Genomic DNA, 20034 nt, shown 5'->3' on the forward strand with positions numbered 1-20034 from the left:
CAATTTAACTAAAATCATCAAGTTCTAAAATATTAATTTTGATCATATCATTCACCAAAGTATTTAATTTGTCCTTTTCTTTGGCTTTAAATGCTTTCAGATAACCTACTTTTTGTTTGGATCCTGCTGAAGTGAGTTCCAGTTTTATTTCAAATTGGCGGTCTGTAGGATTTTCCGCAGCGACGTTAAAGTCGATCTCGGCTTCTGTTGAAATCAACTCATTGTCAATACTGTATAGCCCGAAATTCACCGCAAGTGGTTTATATAAATTTCCTACCGGTTCGGACTGCAAAAATTTCAATTTTACAATGCCCGAAGTTATTGTTTTCAACTGATCTATCCGCACAAACGGTACATCCTGCGCTTTATCATTTCGTCCTCTCTTGAATTCTAAAACAGGAACAACCACTTCCTGCAAAGAACAGCCACCATGAACAAACTGTACCCCAAAATTTCCTTTTTTTCTGAATCTGTTGATAGCTTTGGGAACAATCACTTTCACATTGGTTTCAATATTTGTGGTATTTGCCAAGGAGAAATCATAGGTGTCTTTTGTAGTAAGTTCATCAGTGGTAATACAAAACCGTGTGTGTTCTTTCAAAATATCTTTCACTGCAGGAAATGGCTGTGAAGTAGCATCCGAAATTTTATGATAATTAAACAAAAATCCGTGATCTGCCGTTACCGTTACCGTGGTGATATTTAAACTTGTATAAAGACTTTTAATCAGCCTGTGCAATTGACTGATGCATTGCTCCGAAGATTCAAAAGTATAAAATTCTGATGCTTTTTTATCTCCTACAGAATCCATCCAATTATGATAAATGTAAACCGTGTGCTTATCTTTCAGATATGCTCTTCCCTGTTCCTGATTGAATTTGCTGAAGGTTGCATAATCAATCACAAAAGTATTTTCGTCAAAATTTTGAAGAATTTTTTCACGGTAAGTGCTTAAGGTCTTTATTCCGTTGATGCTGTAGTCAATTTTTCCTTCAGAAATTTCAGCAACAATTCCATCATTCGGAAGCAAATTAGACATCCCAAGATTGGTGTAAGATGGAATCGCAGAAAGCATTGGTTTGCAGCTCACAGAATTATTCACATCAGCATTCAGTTCCTGCGCCAATTCCTGCGCCAATTCGTAGCGAAATGCATCGGAAATAATCACTACTTTTTTGGTGGAAACCGGCTTTACAAATTCCTTATAAAAATTAAACTGTTTTGTAATTTTCAAAGGATGCATATTGAACTCCAGCTCATCAAGTTCCTTCACCCAAGGATTATTAAGGTCGATTAGATATTGATCATAAGCTTTATTTAACCGATCGAAAACTTTGCTGTATTTTTCGTGAACAGAACTTCCCAATTTCTGATAAGCGATAAAAGCTTTGCGATAATACAAATCCAAGCGGTACAATTCTTTGGAATAAATGGAAAGATAATCATCTGCCTTATTGAAGACAAAATCTGAATATCTTTTCCTGAGATCATAAAAGTGCGCGGCATTCAGCAAGAATTCCATTTGGTATTCGTGACCTGCATAATCATCCAGACTGTTCTTCCATGATCCGTACTGCTGAATAATTTCGGAAGGATTGATTTCTAATTTCTCCACTGCCGAAAGTAAAATCATCTCCAAACTTTTAGAAGTGGTAATTCCATATTCCTGATCGGTTCCGTAGATGTTTATGATTTTCTGAACATTTACTTCTTCCCCAAGATTTTCTAAAATTGGCTCAACCAATTTCGATTTGTTTTTATCGTCTTCCCAATCCTTAAAAAAATTGAGCGTTTTGGTTTTCGAAATTTCGCTTCCAAACCTTAGTTTACCGTATTCATCTTCTGATTTTACTTCCGGAACAAAGGCGGTGATTGCGTTGTATTTCAGTTTCAGGAAAAGCGTTTTCAACGATTCGAAACCAAGATAATCCAAATCGGTGCTGAAAAGTGTGTTGAGTTGATTCAGCAATTTTTCCTGAAGTCCGGCTTTGTAAATCTGCAAATATTTGTTTTCCCAATCCTCTTCACTTTCATTCATCAATTCAAAAATTCGGATGGCGTTGAACGTGTTCTTTCCGGTTTTCTTTTCGTCTAAAATAATCGAGATTACCGCAGAAGCCAAAGCATTTTCGTTAAAAGGTTTCGCGGCTAAAAACGGCATCAGTCTGCTTTCGTTTTTTTTTGGCTTAATCCACCTTTTCAGAGAAGCGATGAAGTTTTTCTGCTGCACCGGAATTTGGTAACGATCCATCAATTCCGACATCTCGTCGATTGCCAAAATATTTCCGGCAAGAAGCAAATCGGTGATCGGATAATTTTTGTATTCTCTTGGTTCCGGTTGTGGGAATGCGTGATACAGCAAAATCTTTTCGTTTTCCGGTCGGAATTCTACTTCGTATTTGATGCGGAAATAGTTGTTGTTTACTCTCAAAATCCGGAATTCGTCGCCTTTGTAGGCATCCAGTTCTTCCTCATATTCTTTTTCGGGATCGAAAAGAAGAAGGATATCGTTGGAGATTTCGTTGAATTTTGATTTTATTTTTTCGGTGATCATTTTATTTAATTTACTGACATATTTTAAGTACAACTTTAAATCTGTCAAAATATCGTTTTTATTACGGAATTTTAATTAGACCTTTAATAATATTTTCTTTATTCAAAATTCCCCAAAAAATTTTCCCCAACCCTAAAGGGAGATTTTTTGGTGAATTTTTATAAGCTTTTCTTATTCCAATTTATTGAAAATCAATTTCCGCCCTTTAGGGATGGGGAAAAGAAATTGATTTTCATTTCCTATATCACCGCCACAATTCCTGCAAACTTGGCATAATTTACCGAAACACCATCATCCAAATCGAAGGAAATTTGCAGGTCGGCGAGTTTTTTTAGGGCTTCGTTGTATTCTTTCAGTTCGTGTTGCTGCTTTTGCAGGTTTTCGAATTCTCGCTTTTCTGCAGTGGTGAGGAGTGCTTCTCTTGCGTGCATTTCCTCGTATTTAGAACGCAGGTATTCCTGTTGAGGATGCAAATATTGGCGCATCACTTTCTGCACCGTATATTCGTCCATTCTGTGCATGTAGACGAGGACGCGGAAAGCAGATTGCTGCGGTTTTTTCGGGTTGGAACAGAAGAGCCAATAAATGGGTTTTTTCTTATACATTTTGCCGGAAATATGGTGGTCCCAAAACTTCTCTGTGATCCATTTTTCCAATGGCATCCCCAAACTTCGGTTGATGAAGTTCATATTTTCCTGTTGCGATTTTGCGCCCCAAATGTGGTACACCAAATCTTCAATTCTGCGCACCGCATCATCCGGAAATGCACAGTTGCTTCCCATTAAAGGAATAATCGCGTCGTCATCTATTTCTAAAGTGAACGGAATTGCCACATTCTCTACAGGATAAGCTGCGGTTTCTTCTTCTGTAGGATTGGGATGTGCAATGTGAAGACCGGTTTTGTCTAAACGGTATCTGCCGAGTAAAACCCCGATCAACCAAGACATCAACTGACTTACCACCACATCTTGCTGGAACGGAAGCAAGACTTCTTTTTCTGAATTTCTAAACGAATCTTCTAAAGCGTTCAGATCATCTGCTTTTAGTTCGTCCTGCAAAATGGTGATGTCTTTTAAAGCGACTTCGGGAGTGAGTTCGTCCTGAAGCCCGTAGATTTCTATAAAAATACGGTTGAGTTCTTCCTCATTTTGGTGGAGTTGAAAGAAATCTGCGGACACTTTTTGCCGCCACGCTGAAAATGCGGCAGGAAGCGAATCTGTATTTTGCGCCACCAAAGGATTTATGGCAAAATCCCAAGAAGTTTCACGGGAATCCCAATCGGTTTTGGAGAGGAAAATATTCTCAGTTGTTAAGTTTGCAGCATTACTAATTTTGTCACTACTTTTAAAGGGAATATTTTGGACATCAATTGATTGATAATTCATTGTTGGATTATAAATTTCTAAAATATCTTGTGCAAATGAACTATTAACCAATGCTAAAGCATACTTATTTAAAATATCACTATTAAAAATTGCGGGAGATCCTGCAACATCCCAAATAAAACCTGATGGTAAATATCTAGCATTAAATTTACCTGCAGTAATAAATGACCAAGTAAAGCCTTGTTTAAAATATAAATACTGTAGTGTAGTTTTAGATCGATTAAATTCATTCTTTCGGCTCCAATCTACTAGAAATTCGTGATTACCAAACCATTTTCTAAAACCACCTCCTTTTGTATATGGTATCCACTTTCTATCAGCAGTATATTCTGATATATCCTGAAGATTAAGAGCAATACTATTCTTGGAAATCTCACTCCAAACCTTTAAAAAGACATTGTTATTTCCTGTAGTTAAACCGGTTATAATTTCACCTTGATCTCCTAAAAGATTGGATGAAAAAAGACTTAATATTTTTTCACTCACCCAATACGCAATCGGACTTCCGGGAATTTTATCAAAATTGGTTTGTGGGATTCTTGCATACCTTCCGTTGTCCTTTTTAGGGAAAACATATGGAACATTTATTTCTCTGTCAACATCTTCAATTTTCAGATAAGAATATTCCCCAATTTTTATGTTTTTAGATTTTTCTAAAACTACCATTGCAGTTCCAAAAGCAATTCCTAAAATATGCCATCCAAAATGTCCTAAACTAACGATAGAATATTTATCAATAAGCGATTTGCGTAATTTTTCATAGGAAGAAAGAAACATCCAAGATTCCATTGTAATGCATCCCATTCTTGCATCATCTTTCACCAACTCCATCATCTTTTCAATAAAAACCGCAAACAAATCCGATTTTGAATTGGGATAATTTTTATCTAAATATCCTGCTAATTCACCATTCATCGACTTTCTTCCCATATACGGCGGATTTGCCACTACTGCCGCATATTTTTTGGTTAAAACCAAAGCCACTTCCACATAGGTTTTCAGGTTTTCCCAAATACCGGTTTTTTCAATATCCAATATTCCTTTTTCGGCGTCGGCATCCCAAATTTTTCGATTGGTTTCTAAAACTTCCCGCGCTTCATCGCTCAAAGTAAGTTTCAAGGCAGAACCAATGTTTTTTCCTTGCTGCAAAAGATTAAGGGCGGTAAAAATTTCGTTTACGCTTTTGTTTTCGGTAAAAAGCGCAATTTCTTCCGAGGTAAAATGATGCGTTTCGGGAAATGCGTACACATGAGGAATTGGGATGGCTTTTTGTGCCAAAAATTCGGTTCCCTGTCCTGCAGTAATTTGTTCTAGCTGTTGCGCGGCTTTCAGCAAAACGGCAAATCTCGCGAGTTGCATCGCACGGTCATCCAAATCGAGCCCAAAAAGATTGTGATGCAAAATGTGTTCTACCGCCGCTTTTGCGGCGTAACCCTGTTCCCGGTACATTTTGAAAAGCCACGCAAAACCGGTGACCAAAATGTGTCCGGAACCTGAAGCCGGATCTATTAAGGTCAGCTCTGTAATATCATTGATGAGTGCAGGATTTTTGTCGTCTTCATTCTCTACCAAATACTTCATTTCTGTTTTCAGCACAGATTGCTCCTCAAAATCGAGATACATTTTTCCCACGGTATTTTCCACCATATAACTCACAATCCATTTTGGCGTGAAGATTTGTGTGGCAGCGGGAATATCTTCGGGACGCGCCTTTTTATTTTTTTTGAAACCGGCAAAAACCTCATCTTTTTTATCGGCAATATAGAACTGATAAAGCCAACCGATAAGTTCCACCTCCCGGAAATCGGCTTCAGAAATATTTTTCTCGTCATTCAGCAAGCCCAGAAATCCATTGGGTGACAGCAAATTTTGCGGAATAAGGATTTCGGTATAATCGTTTATTTTTCCGAAAATTTCCTTTAGAAGTTGGTTTTTGCTGCAATAATCGATGATGAGAATGGCAAATGCTTTTTCATCCTGATTGTTGAGCAACGCTTCCTGCAGATTTTTGAGCTGTGCAGTATTGGTTACGGTGTGGTTTCCTGCTTTTGCCTGCTGCAAAATTTCGGGAACGGTGCTGCCCTCGCGAAAACGCAAAACCGGTGCGATAAATTGGTTTTCTTCCAAAATCTTAATCGCCGTCAATCGGTTGAACCAAGTATATGCTGCTTCTTCCACCACATCTTTGAAGCTTTCTTTGGAAGCGGAGACTTTTCGGCGCAAGTTTTCCCATTTCGGAACTACCGTAACATCGTTGTACACATTTCCACGGAAAGAATAACCACCGGCAACAGAAACCGGCTGCTCGTGAATGTTCCCTTTCTCATCAAATCCCCAATATTTCAGCTGATTGCTGACAGCTTCACAAAGATTGAGGCGGGAAATTCGGGCGAAAGATTTTATAGGGGCGGTGTTCATGCTGATTTGAGATTTGAGATTTGAGATTTGAGATTTGAGATTTGAGATTCGAGATTTCAGTCTTCGGACTTCGGACTTCCGTCTTCTTCTAACTCAAAATAATTTTTCCGTTTTTGTTTTTGGAGAGTTCTATCATTATCCTGCTTCGGAGCTTATCAATGATTTTATCTACTTCTTCCGGTGTGGAAACGGTTTCGCCGGAAATGGTTTTGGAGACGGAGAAGGTTGTAATATGCTTTCCGTATTCGCCACCTTTTTCTGCGACCTGCTTTTTATTGTGCTCATCCACAAGAAGCTTAATATTATCGAGCTTAAAATCGTGCGCTCTCAGTTCGGCAATTTCAAGTTCGCTGATGCTTTTGGAGTTTTCTAATTTTTGAAGTATGGTCTTTCGGTCTGCAAAAATGTGGGATTCCTCAAGTTTTAATTCGGTTTTTCGTTCTTCAAGCTCATCGAAAACGGCGTTGTATTTTTCCAAAACTTTGGTTCGGAAATCCTCTAAAAGAAGGGCAACCGCTTTTTTCAGATCCTTATAATATTTCAGAATTGCAGGAAACTGAATTCCGGGATCTGCATCTGTCGCCATATACGCATTGATGATGGACACTGCATTTTCGTGCGTTTCATCTAATTTTTCAAGATTTGCCTTCTCATCGGAAATATACTTTCGGATTTCGGAATAATTATTAAAATGATGATCAATAAAGTCTTTAATCGCAGTGAAACGGTCTCTTTGCTGCTGAAGGATTTCTTTTTCGGCTACGGTTTTAGAGATTACTTTTTCGTTGCTTTTTGTCTCCCGTAGTTCTGCAAGCGACTTGTGGTATTGCCTGATGGAATTGCTGAAAGGATAACCTTCGTATTCCTCCCGATATTTATTTACAGCCAATAACTGATCTCCCAAAAACTGATGGAAACCTTGTACAGTTTCGTTCACTTCTTCGCCTTCAGGAATTTGGTAGCCGATAAAAATGTCTTTCAAAGCATTGCGAAACTCTTTTACTTCATCCTGATTATAATCTTTCACCGCTTTTACTTCAATACCTGATCTAGAAGCGGAATTGATGGCTTTATCAAAAAAGTTTTTCAATTCGAGTTCGTCATTCAGGTAGTAAAAACTGCGGTGCTTTTTGCGAACGATATTGAAAACTATATGCAGTGTCGCCAAATCCTTCCATCCATACGGTGCTTTTTCGAACTGTTTCACCAATTCTGAAAGATTGATAGCGTTTCCGGAATTGGTAATTCTGTTGTTAACTTCCTGTTCTGCAAGGTTGAGGGAATTGTCGGTTTCCGGCATTACCAAAGATTTTGCAATGGCGTTTTTCAAATCGTCATTGGTATTTGCAAATTGGTTGCTCCAATCGTGATTTTTATAAACCGATTTCACGTGGTTTTGCAGCATTTCCTGAAAACGGTTTGCAGGATTGGAAGTGCTAATTCTGTTGCCTTCAATCACCTGATTTTGTGACGTATAAGAAGTTTGTGCAAAAAGTTTCTCAAAACGGGTTTGCAGTTCGCGAAGTAATTTGATGTTATTAACTCCAAATTCTTCAATGGTTTTCACTCTTTCTCCTGTTGCATTTCCACGGTTGTCTTCCAAATATTTGGTGGTCCTTGCATAAGTGAGGAAATCTTTTTTGAAATCGGGATTTTGATTGAACCATTCTGCAATATTCACATTCAGTTCAGACGAAGGAATATTCATTGCTTTTTGATGAAGATCGGTACCGTCGTAAAGCACGAATTTCACGTTGAATTCGCCGCCTGTACTTTCCTCTTTGTCATCAATGGAAAGGTTTATTTTTATATTTCGGTTTCCAATATTGATGTTCTGTTGCGGATTGAGATACCTCTTGATGAACTGTTCGTAAAAATATTTTAAAAGGATTCCGTTATTAACAGTGGTTGCGGTGATGGAATTGGCGACCTGAATACCGTCGTTATCCAAAAATCGGTATTTTCCTTCGCTCATTTGAACGATGTTTTTGTCCACCAAAATATCCAAAATCTTTTGAACTCTCTGCTGTAGTTCAATTTTCACCGTCTTGATATCGTTGATCAACAAAAGTGCAAGATTCTCTACCGTTGCAGGAAAATTTATTTTCAGTGATTCATCTAAATTTGAGATCATAAAGAGTACTTTCATTACTCTGTTTGCAAAAGCTTTATCATCAAAATCGATATTAAAACCTCTGTTGAGGATTGAATTTGCAGCGTGTGTAAGATTTTTGCTCAGCTGATCATTGAAGAAGTTATCAAAAGAAATGAAATATCCTACATCCTGATTCATTTGTTCTTTTGCAGTAAAATGAGTGATTCCGAGGATTGCTCTTTCAGTATTTCTTACACCTTCACCTACAAAACCTACCGTAGAAAAGGACTGAAACACATCCGAAATCAACCTGAACTGATAAGGAACGAAAGGATAAGCCAAATAGAAATTTTCAGGACTGTGATAATTTTTATACAAATCGTGATCAAACACAAACTGATTTTGGATGCCGCCTTTATTGTCTTGGTAATAATCAATCAATGCTGTACTTCCGGAAGCATTTTTTTCAAGAAGCCTTTTCTGTGCAATATAAGCTGCATCCTGAGCATCGAGAGAAATCATCGTTTCAAATCTCCCCATAATTTTCCCAAAACCATCAGATTTGTTTTCAGTATTGTTAACCAAATTGCTCAAATCCTGTTGCGCAGTACACACAATCCACACTTTGGAACCGAGTGCTTTGCCTACTTCTTCAACAATCGTCTGAAGATTCAGCAAAAGTGAAGTGTTGGTTCCGATGTATTGCGAAACTTCGTCCATCAGAAAAACAAGACGATAATTTTCCGGTTTTTCTTTTACGTATTCTTTCAGCTCGTGGATGAGATCTGCGATGGTGAAATCTGTTTTATCCTTTAGCGATTCTTTCAATGATTCTTTATCAATTTCGGCATCGAAAAAGTGAGCAGTATCTATTAGTAAATCCCTTTTTAATTTTACAAAATTGCTGATGTTTCCATCTCTCCATTCCACACCAAAATCAGCTTTTATCTTGTTTTTGAAATCTTCAAACTTTCCAATTTTTTGCAGGTGTTTTTCTACAAGTTGTGCTAAAGTGATGTTGGAAGAGTTGAATCCTCTTTTTGCATTGAGCTGATTGAGCAAAATCCTAGTAATAGTATCATTATTCTTCTGCGATTCTGAAACCGCATCGATATTGAAAATGATTTCTTCTACTTCCATTTTGTTCAGCTTACTTTCGATAACTGAAACATTGGAAAGTGTAACTTCATCTAAAACATCGAGCTCCTTATTATTTGAAATTGCATCTTTATAACAGGCAAAAGCTTTTTCGCGAGTATCTAAATTCAAACAATAAAAAAGATATTTGATGAAGTGCGATTTACCGCTTCCGTAATAACCGCTGATCCAAATTCCGGTTTTTCCTTCGGTTTTGTTTACAACTGCATTTAGAAATTTATAAAGATTTTTGATGATGTCTTTTGTAAAAACATATTCTTCAATTTCCTGTTTGATATGTTCGGAATCCATATCACCTACAACCACTGCAGGATTAATATGGCGATCAATTTCTTTTAAGTAAATAGATTGTAACTTCATTCGATTCTAATTTATTGTGATATCAGTTGGTTTAGGTGATTGGCTCTGTACACATTTTCATCTCCAAAAATACCGAAAAGTGAATAGTGATCATTCTTGAGTTCGCCGGGATAAAATGCAATTAATTTATAATTTCTCACATATTCTTCCGTCTTTTTCAAAAATTCGGAAAGCCGCAGATATGGAAAAATGGATCCGAATCCGTAAAGTAAGAGGTACACTCGATCGGGAGATTTCTCGTCAAAATAAGCTTTGAGTTTCTCGCCTATATGATTGATAAATCCTTTTTCAACCGCATCATTATCATTTTTTTCCTGCGCTTTTTCAGCGATAAAGTCTAATGCGTTTTCCTCATCAATTTCTTCCAGTTCAAAAATTTGTTCCAAAAGACTGCTGCCCATAAATATATTGTGCTTCAAATAATCTATAAACTCGTTATAAATGTTCAACACAAGACAATTGAGGTTATTTGATGGACGCTGTAATTTACGGTCAAGTTCCTTTATTTCTTCTCTAATCTGAAATTCCTTTTCGGGATTATAGGTATAGATATATACAGGAAAGAAAAGCAAACCTGTATCGGGATCCTTAAATTCTTCTTCGGAAAGAAGCGAAAAAATTTTATCGTTGATATTATTTGGCATGAATTATTTTAGAATTTGACTGTTCAACATCAGACAGTTTAAGAACCATTGCTCATTATTTTCGGAAATGATTCTCATTAAATCATATGATGGCTCAACTGCAATAATTTTTTCTTTACTATAAATTCCCACTTCCTTAAAAATTTTTATGGCAACCTGCGAAAGTTTATATCTTGTGTTCTCAGAGATTTTATCAATTTCCTCAACACTTAACTTTTGAGATAAAAAATATTGAAAATCATAAGTCTGCAAATCATAATCGAAAGTTTTCCATTTCTGATAAACGACTTCCAAAGCAAATTCAGCAATTATGGTGTAAGTTTTACAAATGGCTAAAAACAAAATAATTTTTTGATCTACAACCGAAAGTGATTGGAATGCGTGAAGATAATGGATTTGTAAATTTTTCAGTCTTTTATCGAGTTCGCTTTTAATTCTTTTCTTGGAAGATTCAGAATTGGTGGGGATAACCAATTGATTCACATTTTCTGTTCCATCAAGAAAATCAGTGAAATCGGAAATGTTCTCCACGTAAATTTTTGCCTCACTATAAAGCAATGCCCCCGCTGTAAATCCAAGATTATAACTCATTTTTGAAAAAACTTAAAACTGTAAATATACGGAATGAAAGTGTTTTAGTAAAATTGGAGATATACAAATCATAATCTTCCAAATTTACAAAACTCCTGTGCGGTATATCTGCACAAAAATAATTAACTTTACAGAACACTTGGGCAAAAAATCCTAATCCATGGCAACCAATAAAAATGCGGTTTTACGATACAAGATTCTGGATTCCTGTTTTTCAAATCCATACAGGAAATTCTTCATTAGTGATTTGATCAAAATTTGCGGTGAAAAACTTTCTGAACATTTTGGGTATGAAGTCACTGTTTCAAGAAGAACAATTCTGGATGACATTAAATTCATGAGAAGTTTGGCTGGATACGACGCTCCAATTATTTCGGTTCCCGACGGCAAAAAAGTATATTATCAATATGAAGATCCTGATTTTTCAATTCTTAAAAAGCCACTTTCCACTAAAGAAATGGAGAGTTTGAATGAAGCACTTCAAATCTTGAACAGGATGAAAAATTTGCCCGGTTTCGATTGGGTAGATTCTATTTCGGCTAAAATAAACTCGGGCCTTGATTTGCAGCACTCTGAGCGAAAAATTATAAGTTTCGAAGAAAATGAATTCCTTGTAGGAACCGAGTTTTTAAGTCCTCTTTATCAATCGATACTTAACAAAAATGCACTGAAAGTATCCTATAAAAGTTTCAGAAGCGAAAAGCCAATCCATATCATCTTTTCACCCCAATATCTGAAACAATACAACAACCGATGGTTTGTATTTGGTGAAAATCACGAATTTAAAAGCATTCAAAACCTTGCATTGGACAGGATTAAAAAACTTTCACCGTCTAAACATCCATATTGTGAATCTACCGTAGATTTCGAAGAATATTTCGAAGATATAATAGGCGTAACAAATGATTTAAGCAAAAAACCTATAAAAGTAATCATCGAGTTAAGCGATCAAGTTGCTCCATATATTGTAACTAAACCGATGCATGGTTCACAAAAAATAAAAGATAATATTCTTACACTTAATGTAAAACACAATCAGGAATTAGAGACTTTGCTCCTTTCCTATGGAGAGCGAATTAAAATTTTGGAGCCACAATCATTGGTGGACGCTTTGAAACTGAGGGTTTCAGATCAGCACAACCATTATTTCAAATAATATTTTTGTAGTGCAATTCTGCTGCACAATATCTGTTTTACTTTGCAATAGAAAACAAGAACAATCATCAGGAGATTCCGCAAAGACGGAACGCCAACCGAGAGATCCAAAATCCACGGTGGTAAAGTATGAGGGCAACCGCCAAAATATAAGGTAACATCCCATTACTTTTTTCCTGCTGATAAAAATAAATTTAACCACAAAATTTACTTTTATGAGCAAAAGACAAAGCAATACGCTAAAATTCAGAACAGCAAGCAATGTGTTTAATCCCGCTAAAAGTGGTTTCTACAAGCGAAGACCGAATTTTATTTTTACCATAAGTGAGATAACAAACTTGTATTTTCGTTTCACTGGATTCATTGAAAAATTGAGCCCAGAAAACAAAATCAAAATTAATGAAGTTCTAAAATCTAAAGAAGAATTAGATTCTTTTACAAACGACCTTTTCTTGTATGTTTCGTCTTCGATGATGTCACAAACATCAGTATCATTAAATGAGTTTATCAAGCACTTTATTAATGACTATCAAGAAAATGAAGAAGAAAGCTGTGCAAATGAACAATTGTCAGATCAACAACATGTTTTGCAAATTGCCGCATAAAAATTGACAAACAAGAAAAACACCTTGCACAATCCAAACTTTTTTCGTAATGTAACTATCTTTGTAACCTTGCAATATTTCAAAAAAAGGATTTTCACTTTATCTTTGCAACGTAATCATCAGGAGATTCCGCCAAGACGGAACACCAACCGAGAGTTAACCTTCCACGGTGGTAAAGAATGAGGGCAGACCTGCCAAAAAAAGGTTATTTTCCTTATGTTTCTGCGGTTTCCTGATGATTTTTGTAATGATTTTTTAAAACAAAATCCTATGAAAGACTGCATTATTTATGTGAAAAAAGAGGAGCATCATCTCATCGGGAACGTCAATATCGGACTTTCTCATTTGGTGGAAGTTAAAATAATTTCACCTTATGCAGGATTAACGCTCTGCGCTTCATCTTTGGATCAAGAAGAATGGAACGAAGATCAACAAAAAGAAAATGCTGAAAGACTTCTTTTCGACTGTTTCAAAATTTCACAATTGATGGAAAATAAAAAGCAGTTGATCAAATCGGATTTTCATCAGTTACTTCATAATCTGAACACTTTTAACAATCATAAATCTGAAGATTATGCACGAAACCGAGATGAATTGATGCGGGTTTTTCTCCGGACACACTTCAGTGAACTTTGTGGAAATGATTCAATGCAAGACGATTACGGAACGCAGATTTTTATTTTTCTCAACACTTATTTTGCTTTGAATGGAAAATGTGTGGAACTGAATCTTTCTTCCTTGATGCAAAATCAACCCGAACCACCTCCATTTGCATCACTTGAAAATTTACTGAAAGAATATCTTACAAAATCCGAAGAACAAAGAATTGAATTGCTTGCACAGCACATCATCAACAATCAAAAAAGCAAATACAGTTGGTTTTTATCACAGGAATTTCTCATCAACAATTAATTTATAATAATGACAGAAAATATCAACAAAACACAACAGGTTTACCGAATGACATTAAGCGGCTATTGGCGCGAAACGGAAGAATGTTACGCCGTCAATCAGTCGGATGACGACCGCTACATAGAACTGCAATTTCTGTGTCCTTTCAACGGTTTGACCGTAGAATTTTATAGAGAAGAAGGTTTCAATTTACTTGAAAAAACACAAACCGTTTATGACCTGATGACTGGACTTTTCTACGCTTTTGATTTCATTTATGGTAATGGCGATACAATCAGATTCAAAGAAAATTTCGAAAAGGCTGTCAAGAAGTTCAAAGGAAAAAAAAGCAGGGTTAAGATTGAAAAGTTACACAGAAAACGTCTTGCCTATTGGATGCTAAGACATTTTGAACCTCAACACATCAGCGTCCATCTCCGCAGACAAATTGACCAAATGCTTAGGTCACTTTTGAGAGAAGGCAAATTTGAATATCGTGCGCAATATCCGGCATCATTTGTAAAGAATTTTCTATTGATGGGAAAAATGGATGAAATTGATTTGGACGGTTTTGCGGAAACTATGAAATACAATGAGTTTTTGAATTTACCCGAAGACCGAAAAATGAATCTTTATATCGAAATGATAACTGGAAGAAATACAGGATACAACGAATATCTTCAGGAATGGTGGGAAGAACGAAATAGCGAAAATCAATAATAGTCAAAACAATGGAAAAAATATTTGTACAATGGATGTTCGGACAGTTTTTAGTTGCCAAGGTCACCTATCACAAAAAGCATTTTGTGGAATTCGAAGTACTATATCCATTTAGTGTTATTAAGGGAGACTTTTTCAGTGAGGATGTAGATTTCACCAATGAAGAAAACTGTTGGATTATTAAGAATTTCATTAACAGGGTTGTTTTTATACACCTGCAAATAGCCACCGGACAAAGGATATGGAAGACGGAAATACAGGATCCCAATTGGTTTACGAATGGGGCTACAAGAAGACAGTTAGTGGAACTGGTACATCAAGAAAAACATCATTGGTGGGAAGAAGATTATATAAAGTTCTTCAGTAAGAAAACCATTGAAAACATGATGACCCGAATCAATCACTGTCTTCAAAATCCTACCCAAAATTTCATTGCAGAAGATTTTGAAATGGAGCGTGAGAAGACTATTAATAAGATGAAAAGCATTATTTTGAAACAAAAAGTAAAGGAAGTTTACATTTATTTATGCGACAGGAGGTTTGACCGGGAACTAAAAAATTTCCACAAAAAATTAGAATTCAAGGGCGGTGATGATCCTGATTATGAACTCGCACTTGCCTTGACAGAATCTTCATATTCCTATCCCGATGTATGTTTAACAACCCATTCTGATCTATTAAGAAAGGAATTTGAAAAGAAGCCAATGGCCGAAAAATTATCATTTTATAACGAACGGACAGACAGGGAATATTGGAATCCGTATTTCGATTTGGCCAAAGAATGGCTACAGAATAACAAGCGAATTAAAGAATTTAACGTATTGCAGGATACAATAAAAGTTAATCTTTATAACCAAATGATCAATGGCAAAAACACAGGGTATAATGATCTTTTGCAACAATGGTGGCTCAACAGATATTGAAAATGAAGCCTAAACGAACAGTTTAAAAGAAAATTTTAAAAAAAATATATTAAAAAACTCATGAAATTTACCAACACAGGAAATAAGGCTACCATTCGATTAACTGATGGGATCGTCATAATGTTAAGTGAATGCTCCAAAGATGATTTAGAATTTTTGTTAAATACTGATAATGAAAATGCCGTAAAAGAAAGATTTATACCGGGTTTAAAACCCTTTGAAAAAACTCAGAAAGTTGCGGACCAAAAAAATGACTGCGACGAAAAAAAAGAAATTGCAAAAAAGAAAATAAAATGGAAAATCAAAACTACAAATACGCAGAAATTTTAGCAAAACTCACCAATCAGGAGCTGACTGAACGCTTCAACCTTGAGGTTGGAAATCAAGGCTGGGGAAATGCAAGAGCGGCGTATTTGAGCAGTCTGCACAATGAACTTCTGAGAAGAAATTTTGATGCAAGTTTATTCGCTAATGAGAAGACCATGTCGTTGGCAAGAAAAGTGAAATTTGAAGGAGGAAAAGTGGTGTTTTCGGAGTAAGAACCTCAGGAAATACTTCACTTCATCTCCGCTTATCACCCGAGCTTTCATCATACCCAAAAAGATTAAACATCTCCCTCATTCTGGAGCGAAGACGATTCCCGTAGATCAACTCTATTTCTCCGGCGGTAAGATTTGTGGTGAGATGAGTTATGATTCCTTTTTCCTTGAAAATATCGTAGCGCGTTAGGAGAATTTCCGCCATTACATTGCAGTCGTTGCCGAAATATTTGGAGGCAGATTCGCTACCAAGATCATCAAAACAATAGTTTTTTGGAGTGCGATAATCATTGTATAGACTACCACGAGAATATTTTTCCAAAATTTCGTAACCAGACTGCATAAATTCTGAAACAATTTGGCGTGTAGAAGCCATCAGAAAATTTTTTCTTCCTTTAGGCAATTTTCGCATCAGTTGGAAGAGTGTGGTTTTTCCGCAGCCGATTGGTCCCGAAAGCATAATGCCTTTTTTGAGGTCGATATTCATTTCTTTCGCCAATATTTCGTCCTCAAGAAACCAAGCGAGCATTGACAAAATGATGGTTTTTTCGTTTTTTGGAATTTCGAAATTTTTTCCTAGATGTTCTGTTCCCACTTTTAAGAGCCACTCCACTATTTTAGAGTAATCATAACTCATCTTTGTAGGATTTATTGGTAGTTGCATTGAGATGATTTGCTTTTAACTCCACTCCGTTCACGGAACTTGTGAAATTTGCGTTATTATTGAATTTTTTCGAATTTAAAAGCCAATTTCTCGCAGCGGCTTCCCAATTTTTCATCTTGGATTTTCCGCCGACGAGCCAACCATTGCTTTCGTAATGATTGAAAAACCTTTCGGCTTCAAGTTTTGTGGAATCCTTTTCCAGAAAATACATTTCAACTTCTGAAATATTCGGTGGAACTTCAACCGACCTATTTTTTTTCTTTAAAAGCAAATTTTCTTCATCAAAAATTCTTGAGTCCTCATTGTCTTTAAAATGTTTATTGTTTAAAGAGTTTATACTGTTTATAGAAGGTATCAGTGCTTGTTCAGAACCTGTATCGATTTTGATATGCATCCTGTTCTCTACCTGTTCAGAGGCTGATTGTTTTTTGATACGCTTCATATTCAAATTTTGAATTGCCTCAGAATTATCAAAACTAAATAGGTTCACCAAACTCCCTTTGTATGGATTGAATGATGGGATGTATTCAATATATCCAAATTCTTGCAGCTCTTTAATGCATTTATGGTAAGTTCCAAAAGCAGAAATTTTGCTCAGTTTCATCATTTCGTTTCGCGAAATACTGATTGGATTTCGAAAACGATTGAGATTCCAAAACTGAAACAAAGCAAGGTAAAGACTGATGTGAGTAGGATTCAGTCGGTTATCTTCCTGTATCTTGTCGTAAAAACCAGTGAGATGAAAAATGTAATTCATACCAAAATTATTTCTGATTCAACATTTTTTCAATGTCCTGATAATTGTAATAAATCGTTCCGCCAACTTTGGAATACTGTAAAGTTCCATTGATGCGAAGTGTTTGTAAAGTTCCAGAGGAAATTTTCAGAAGTTTTCTAACTTCGTTAGATTTTAACCATTTTTTATCCTGCGCTTTTTGGGAGAGCATTTTCTTCAAATCTTCCAAAAGTTCAATTTTAAATTCTTTTAGGTCTTCTTTCGTAATTATATCTACAGCCATAATATTTTTTATGCAAATTTCAATCGATTTGTATTCTAAAACAATAGTGTTCATGCGGTGTGGGCTAAATAAGAACAATTTAGACGAGTTTGGAATCTCGGAAGATTAAAAAAGAATAATTAAGATGAATTTAGATTCTTGAACCCAATTTTTGAAAGAAAAAACAAGTTCCGCAGTTTTTCCCCTTTTTCAAAAGGCAAGATTGTTTTTGTATCAGCAACTTGAAAAGTTGTATATACAAAGACACATCTTGCAATAAAATTCTTATAGCAAGATGAAGATTTTTCAGAGGTCTGAAAATGCTTTATGGACGCTAGTTTTTGGCTTTGTCTCCTTAATTTTAAAATTGATTGGCTTTTAAAGAAAAAACACAGAAAGAGATTGGCTTTTGGTTGTATCTTTTTTACGCAGGTTTGCAAGTTGGGTGTGGCTGATTTACTCACGTTCAGTAGAACCCTGTGTTCAAATTACGCAGATTTCTGAAATGATTGGATTAAATTGGTCATTGTTTTTGTGGATAGTTGATTTTTTTTAGAATATTTACTATTTTTACAAAACATAGAGGCACTGCTATTCTCGCAACGGATATTCAATTGACAAAACAGAAGTAATTTGCAATCCACATGGATATCTTGATGAACCAGACAATGGTTACGTTAAAGAACAGATAATTGAGATATAATCTGTAAATTTTTCAATAGATAATCGGAAATAATCCGATTATCTATTATTTTTTTTACATTTGTATAGTGAATTTAGAAAATCAAATATCATCCTACCAATCACAACCGATTTCTCATCAGGTTTTAGTCTCACTTTTAAAGGACTATAAAAGACCTAACGACAAAATCCACGAGCTGATAAAACAAGAAAATCTAATCTCTTTAAAAAGAGGTTTATACCTTTGGAACTCCGAAATTTTACCTGAACCATTCTCTGTTGCCAATGTTTTGTATGGCCCAAGTTATGTTTCTGCAGAATCGGCACTTTCATATCATGGTTTGATTCCTGAACAGGTTTTTTCCATCGTTTCAATGACCTTGAAAAACTCCAAAAACTTCAACAATTCTTTTGGAAATTTCGAATATATCAAACTTCAATCTCCTTATTATGCATTCGGAATTCAACAGATTAAGTTGCGGGAAAATCAATTTTCATTAATGGCAAAAGCAGAAAAAGCGATTTTAGATAAAGTTGTAACAACTTCGGCAACAATATTCAGAAGCATTGAATCCGCAAGAGTTTTTCTGATTGAAAATATGAGGATGGATGAGGATAAATTAAAATTATTAAATACAAAAGAAATGGCATCGTGGATTTCTGATGCACCGAAAAGAGAGTCATTAGAATTTGTCATTAAAGCAATTGAAGAACTATGATTAAAGATTGGATTGCCGAATATCAACCGAAAACGGATCGAGACTACAAACAGGCATTGCGCGAGATTATGCAGCAAATTACATTGGCTGGATTGTATCGTGGTGGTTTTTTTGAGAAGGCAGCGTTTTATGGTGGTACTGCTCTAAGGATATTTTACGGGTTGAACCGTTTTTCTGAAGATTTGGATTTTTCTCTATTGCAAAGCGATGAAAATTTTCATTTAGAAAACTACATGAAAGCAATAGAAGACGAATTCACTGCACAAGGAATGTCTGTTTCTATTAAAACTAAGGTAAAATCTGTTCAATCCAATGTGGAATCTGCATTCTTAAAATCAGAAACGTTATGGAGCGAATTGGTTTTAGAAACCATTTTGCCTCAGTTTGGACTAAAAGAATCCATTGGACTTAAAATTAAAATCGAAGTTGATACAAAACCACCTTTAGGTTTTGCAACAGAAGAAAAATTATTACTGAAACCATTTTCATTTTACGTAAAATGTTTCGTCATCGAAGATTTGTTTGCAGGAAAGATGCATGCTTTACTTTTTAGAAAGTGGGGAAAAAATGTAAAAGGCAGGGATTGGTACGATATGGAATGGTATATCCGACGAGGAACTTCCTTAAATCTCGAACACTTTCTTTTGAGAGCAAAAGACAGCGGTGATTGGCAAAAAGAAACAATGACCGAAGAAGAATTCTTAAAATTATTGAATGATCGAATAGAAACCGTAAATCTTGAAACCGCTAAAAACGATGCAAAAAGATTTATTTCTGATCCAAAAACTTTGGATATTTGGACGAAGAATTATTTTAAAGATTTGATTAAAAATCTGAATATCAAATAATTGAGATTTTTCAAAATCATATTAGTGAAATAATCAAATTTTGTTGTTTGAGTGTAAAAATCAGAAAAAATATGAGGTTAGAAAAA

Annotated in this window: 16 protein-coding genes and 2 riboswitches; of the genes, 8 read left to right on the forward strand and 8 right to left on the reverse strand. The window is 35.6% G+C overall.

Annotated elements, in window-relative coordinates; translation table 11 throughout:
- Positions 1-4: 4 nt before the first annotated feature.
- The 5 genes from pglZ to J4771_RS06125 form a co-directional block, all read right to left on the reverse strand.
- Complete coding sequence (gene pglZ / locus J4771_RS06105; RefSeq protein ID WP_224137556.1) at positions 5-2554, reverse strand: BREX-1 system phosphatase PglZ type A; 2550 nt, start codon at positions 2552-2554, stop codon at positions 5-7.
- A 239-nt stretch (positions 2555-2793) separates the two neighbouring features.
- A complete protein-coding gene (pglX, locus tag J4771_RS06110; RefSeq protein WP_224137558.1) occupies positions 2794-6357 on the reverse strand; it encodes a BREX-1 system adenine-specific DNA-methyltransferase PglX in 3564 nt (1187 codons plus the stop codon).
- Between the two features lie 88 nt (positions 6358-6445).
- The gene (brxC, locus tag J4771_RS06115; RefSeq protein ID WP_224137560.1) at positions 6446-9970 is read right to left on the reverse strand and encodes a BREX system P-loop protein BrxC; all 3525 of its coding nucleotides are present in this window, start codon (positions 9968-9970) and stop codon (positions 6446-6448) included.
- An 11-nt stretch (positions 9971-9981) separates the two neighbouring features.
- Positions 9982-10614, reverse strand: coding sequence for a BREX protein BrxB domain-containing protein (locus J4771_RS06120; RefSeq protein WP_224137561.1), 633 nt, complete (start codon positions 10612-10614; stop codon positions 9982-9984).
- A 3-nt stretch (positions 10615-10617) separates the two neighbouring features.
- Positions 10618-11205 carry a BrxA family protein gene (locus J4771_RS06125; protein WP_224137564.1) on the reverse strand — a complete coding sequence of 196 codons (588 nt, stop codon included), beginning with the start codon at positions 11203-11205 and terminating at the stop codon, positions 10618-10620.
- 160 nt (positions 11206-11365) lie between these two features.
- Here J4771_RS06125 and J4771_RS06130 point away from each other — a divergent pair, with 160 nt between their 5' ends.
- From J4771_RS06130 to J4771_RS06155, 6 genes are all read left to right on the forward strand, one after another.
- Entirely contained in the window at positions 11366-12361 is a 996-nt protein-coding gene (locus J4771_RS06130; RefSeq protein WP_224137566.1) for a helix-turn-helix transcriptional regulator, read from the forward strand.
- Between the two features lie 59 nt (positions 12362-12420).
- Positions 12421-12520: riboswitch (SAM-I-IV-variant riboswitch) on the forward strand.
- 55 nt (positions 12521-12575) lie between these two features.
- The gene (locus J4771_RS06135; protein WP_224137568.1) at positions 12576-12965 is read left to right on the forward strand and encodes a hypothetical protein; all 390 of its coding nucleotides are present in this window, start codon (positions 12576-12578) and stop codon (positions 12963-12965) included.
- Positions 12966-13076: 111 nt separating this feature from the next.
- A riboswitch (SAM-I-IV-variant riboswitch) is annotated at positions 13077-13177 on the forward strand.
- A gap of 58 nt (positions 13178-13235) precedes the next feature.
- Positions 13236-13877, forward strand: coding sequence for a hypothetical protein (locus tag J4771_RS06140; protein WP_224137570.1), 642 nt, complete (start codon positions 13236-13238; stop codon positions 13875-13877).
- 9 nt (positions 13878-13886) lie between these two features.
- The gene (locus tag J4771_RS06145; RefSeq protein ID WP_224137572.1) at positions 13887-14576 is read left to right on the forward strand and encodes a hypothetical protein; all 690 of its coding nucleotides are present in this window, start codon (positions 13887-13889) and stop codon (positions 14574-14576) included.
- A gap of 11 nt (positions 14577-14587) precedes the next feature.
- Positions 14588-15499 carry a hypothetical protein gene (locus J4771_RS06150; protein ID WP_224137574.1) on the forward strand — a complete coding sequence of 304 codons (912 nt, stop codon included), beginning with the start codon at positions 14588-14590 and terminating at the stop codon, positions 15497-15499.
- 293 nt (positions 15500-15792) lie between these two features.
- Positions 15793-16038 (forward strand): hypothetical protein, encoded by a 246-nt coding sequence (locus J4771_RS06155; protein WP_224137578.1) that lies wholly within the window; start codon positions 15793-15795, stop codon positions 16036-16038.
- Positions 16039-16060: 22 nt separating this feature from the next.
- Here J4771_RS06155 and J4771_RS06160 read toward each other — a convergent pair whose 3' ends face one another.
- From J4771_RS06160 to J4771_RS06170, 3 genes are read right to left on the reverse strand one after another with little or no spacing between them, the layout of a single operon-like run.
- Entirely contained in the window at positions 16061-16702 is a 642-nt protein-coding gene (locus tag J4771_RS06160) for an AAA family ATPase (protein WP_224137580.1), read from the reverse strand.
- On the reverse strand, positions 16665-17459 hold the full coding sequence (locus J4771_RS06165; protein WP_224137582.1) for a transcriptional regulator: 795 nt from the start codon (positions 17457-17459) through the stop codon (positions 16665-16667). Before J4771_RS06165 ends, J4771_RS06160 begins: the two co-directional genes overlap by 38 nt.
- Positions 17460-17466: 7 nt before the next feature.
- The gene (locus J4771_RS06170) at positions 17467-17721 is read right to left on the reverse strand and encodes a helix-turn-helix domain-containing protein (RefSeq protein ID WP_224137584.1); all 255 of its coding nucleotides are present in this window, start codon (positions 17719-17721) and stop codon (positions 17467-17469) included.
- Positions 17722-18470: 749 nt separating this feature from the next.
- On the opposite strand from J4771_RS06170, the gene J4771_RS06175 reads away from it, so the two are divergent.
- Together J4771_RS06175 and J4771_RS06180 are read left to right on the forward strand one after the other, a co-directional pair.
- On the forward strand, positions 18471-19100 hold the full coding sequence (locus J4771_RS06175; protein WP_224137586.1) for a type IV toxin-antitoxin system AbiEi family antitoxin domain-containing protein: 630 nt from the start codon (positions 18471-18473) through the stop codon (positions 19098-19100).
- A complete protein-coding gene (locus J4771_RS06180) occupies positions 19097-19948 on the forward strand; it encodes a nucleotidyl transferase AbiEii/AbiGii toxin family protein (protein ID WP_224137588.1) in 852 nt (283 codons plus the stop codon). Before J4771_RS06175 ends, J4771_RS06180 begins: the two co-directional genes overlap by 4 nt.
- The last annotated feature ends 86 nt before the right edge of the window (positions 19949-20034 follow it).

The sequence above is a fragment of the Candidatus Kaistella beijingensis genome (genome assembly GCF_020084865.1).
In the GTDB taxonomy this organism is placed as follows: Bacteria; Bacteroidota; Bacteroidia; order Flavobacteriales; family Weeksellaceae; genus Kaistella; species Kaistella beijingensis.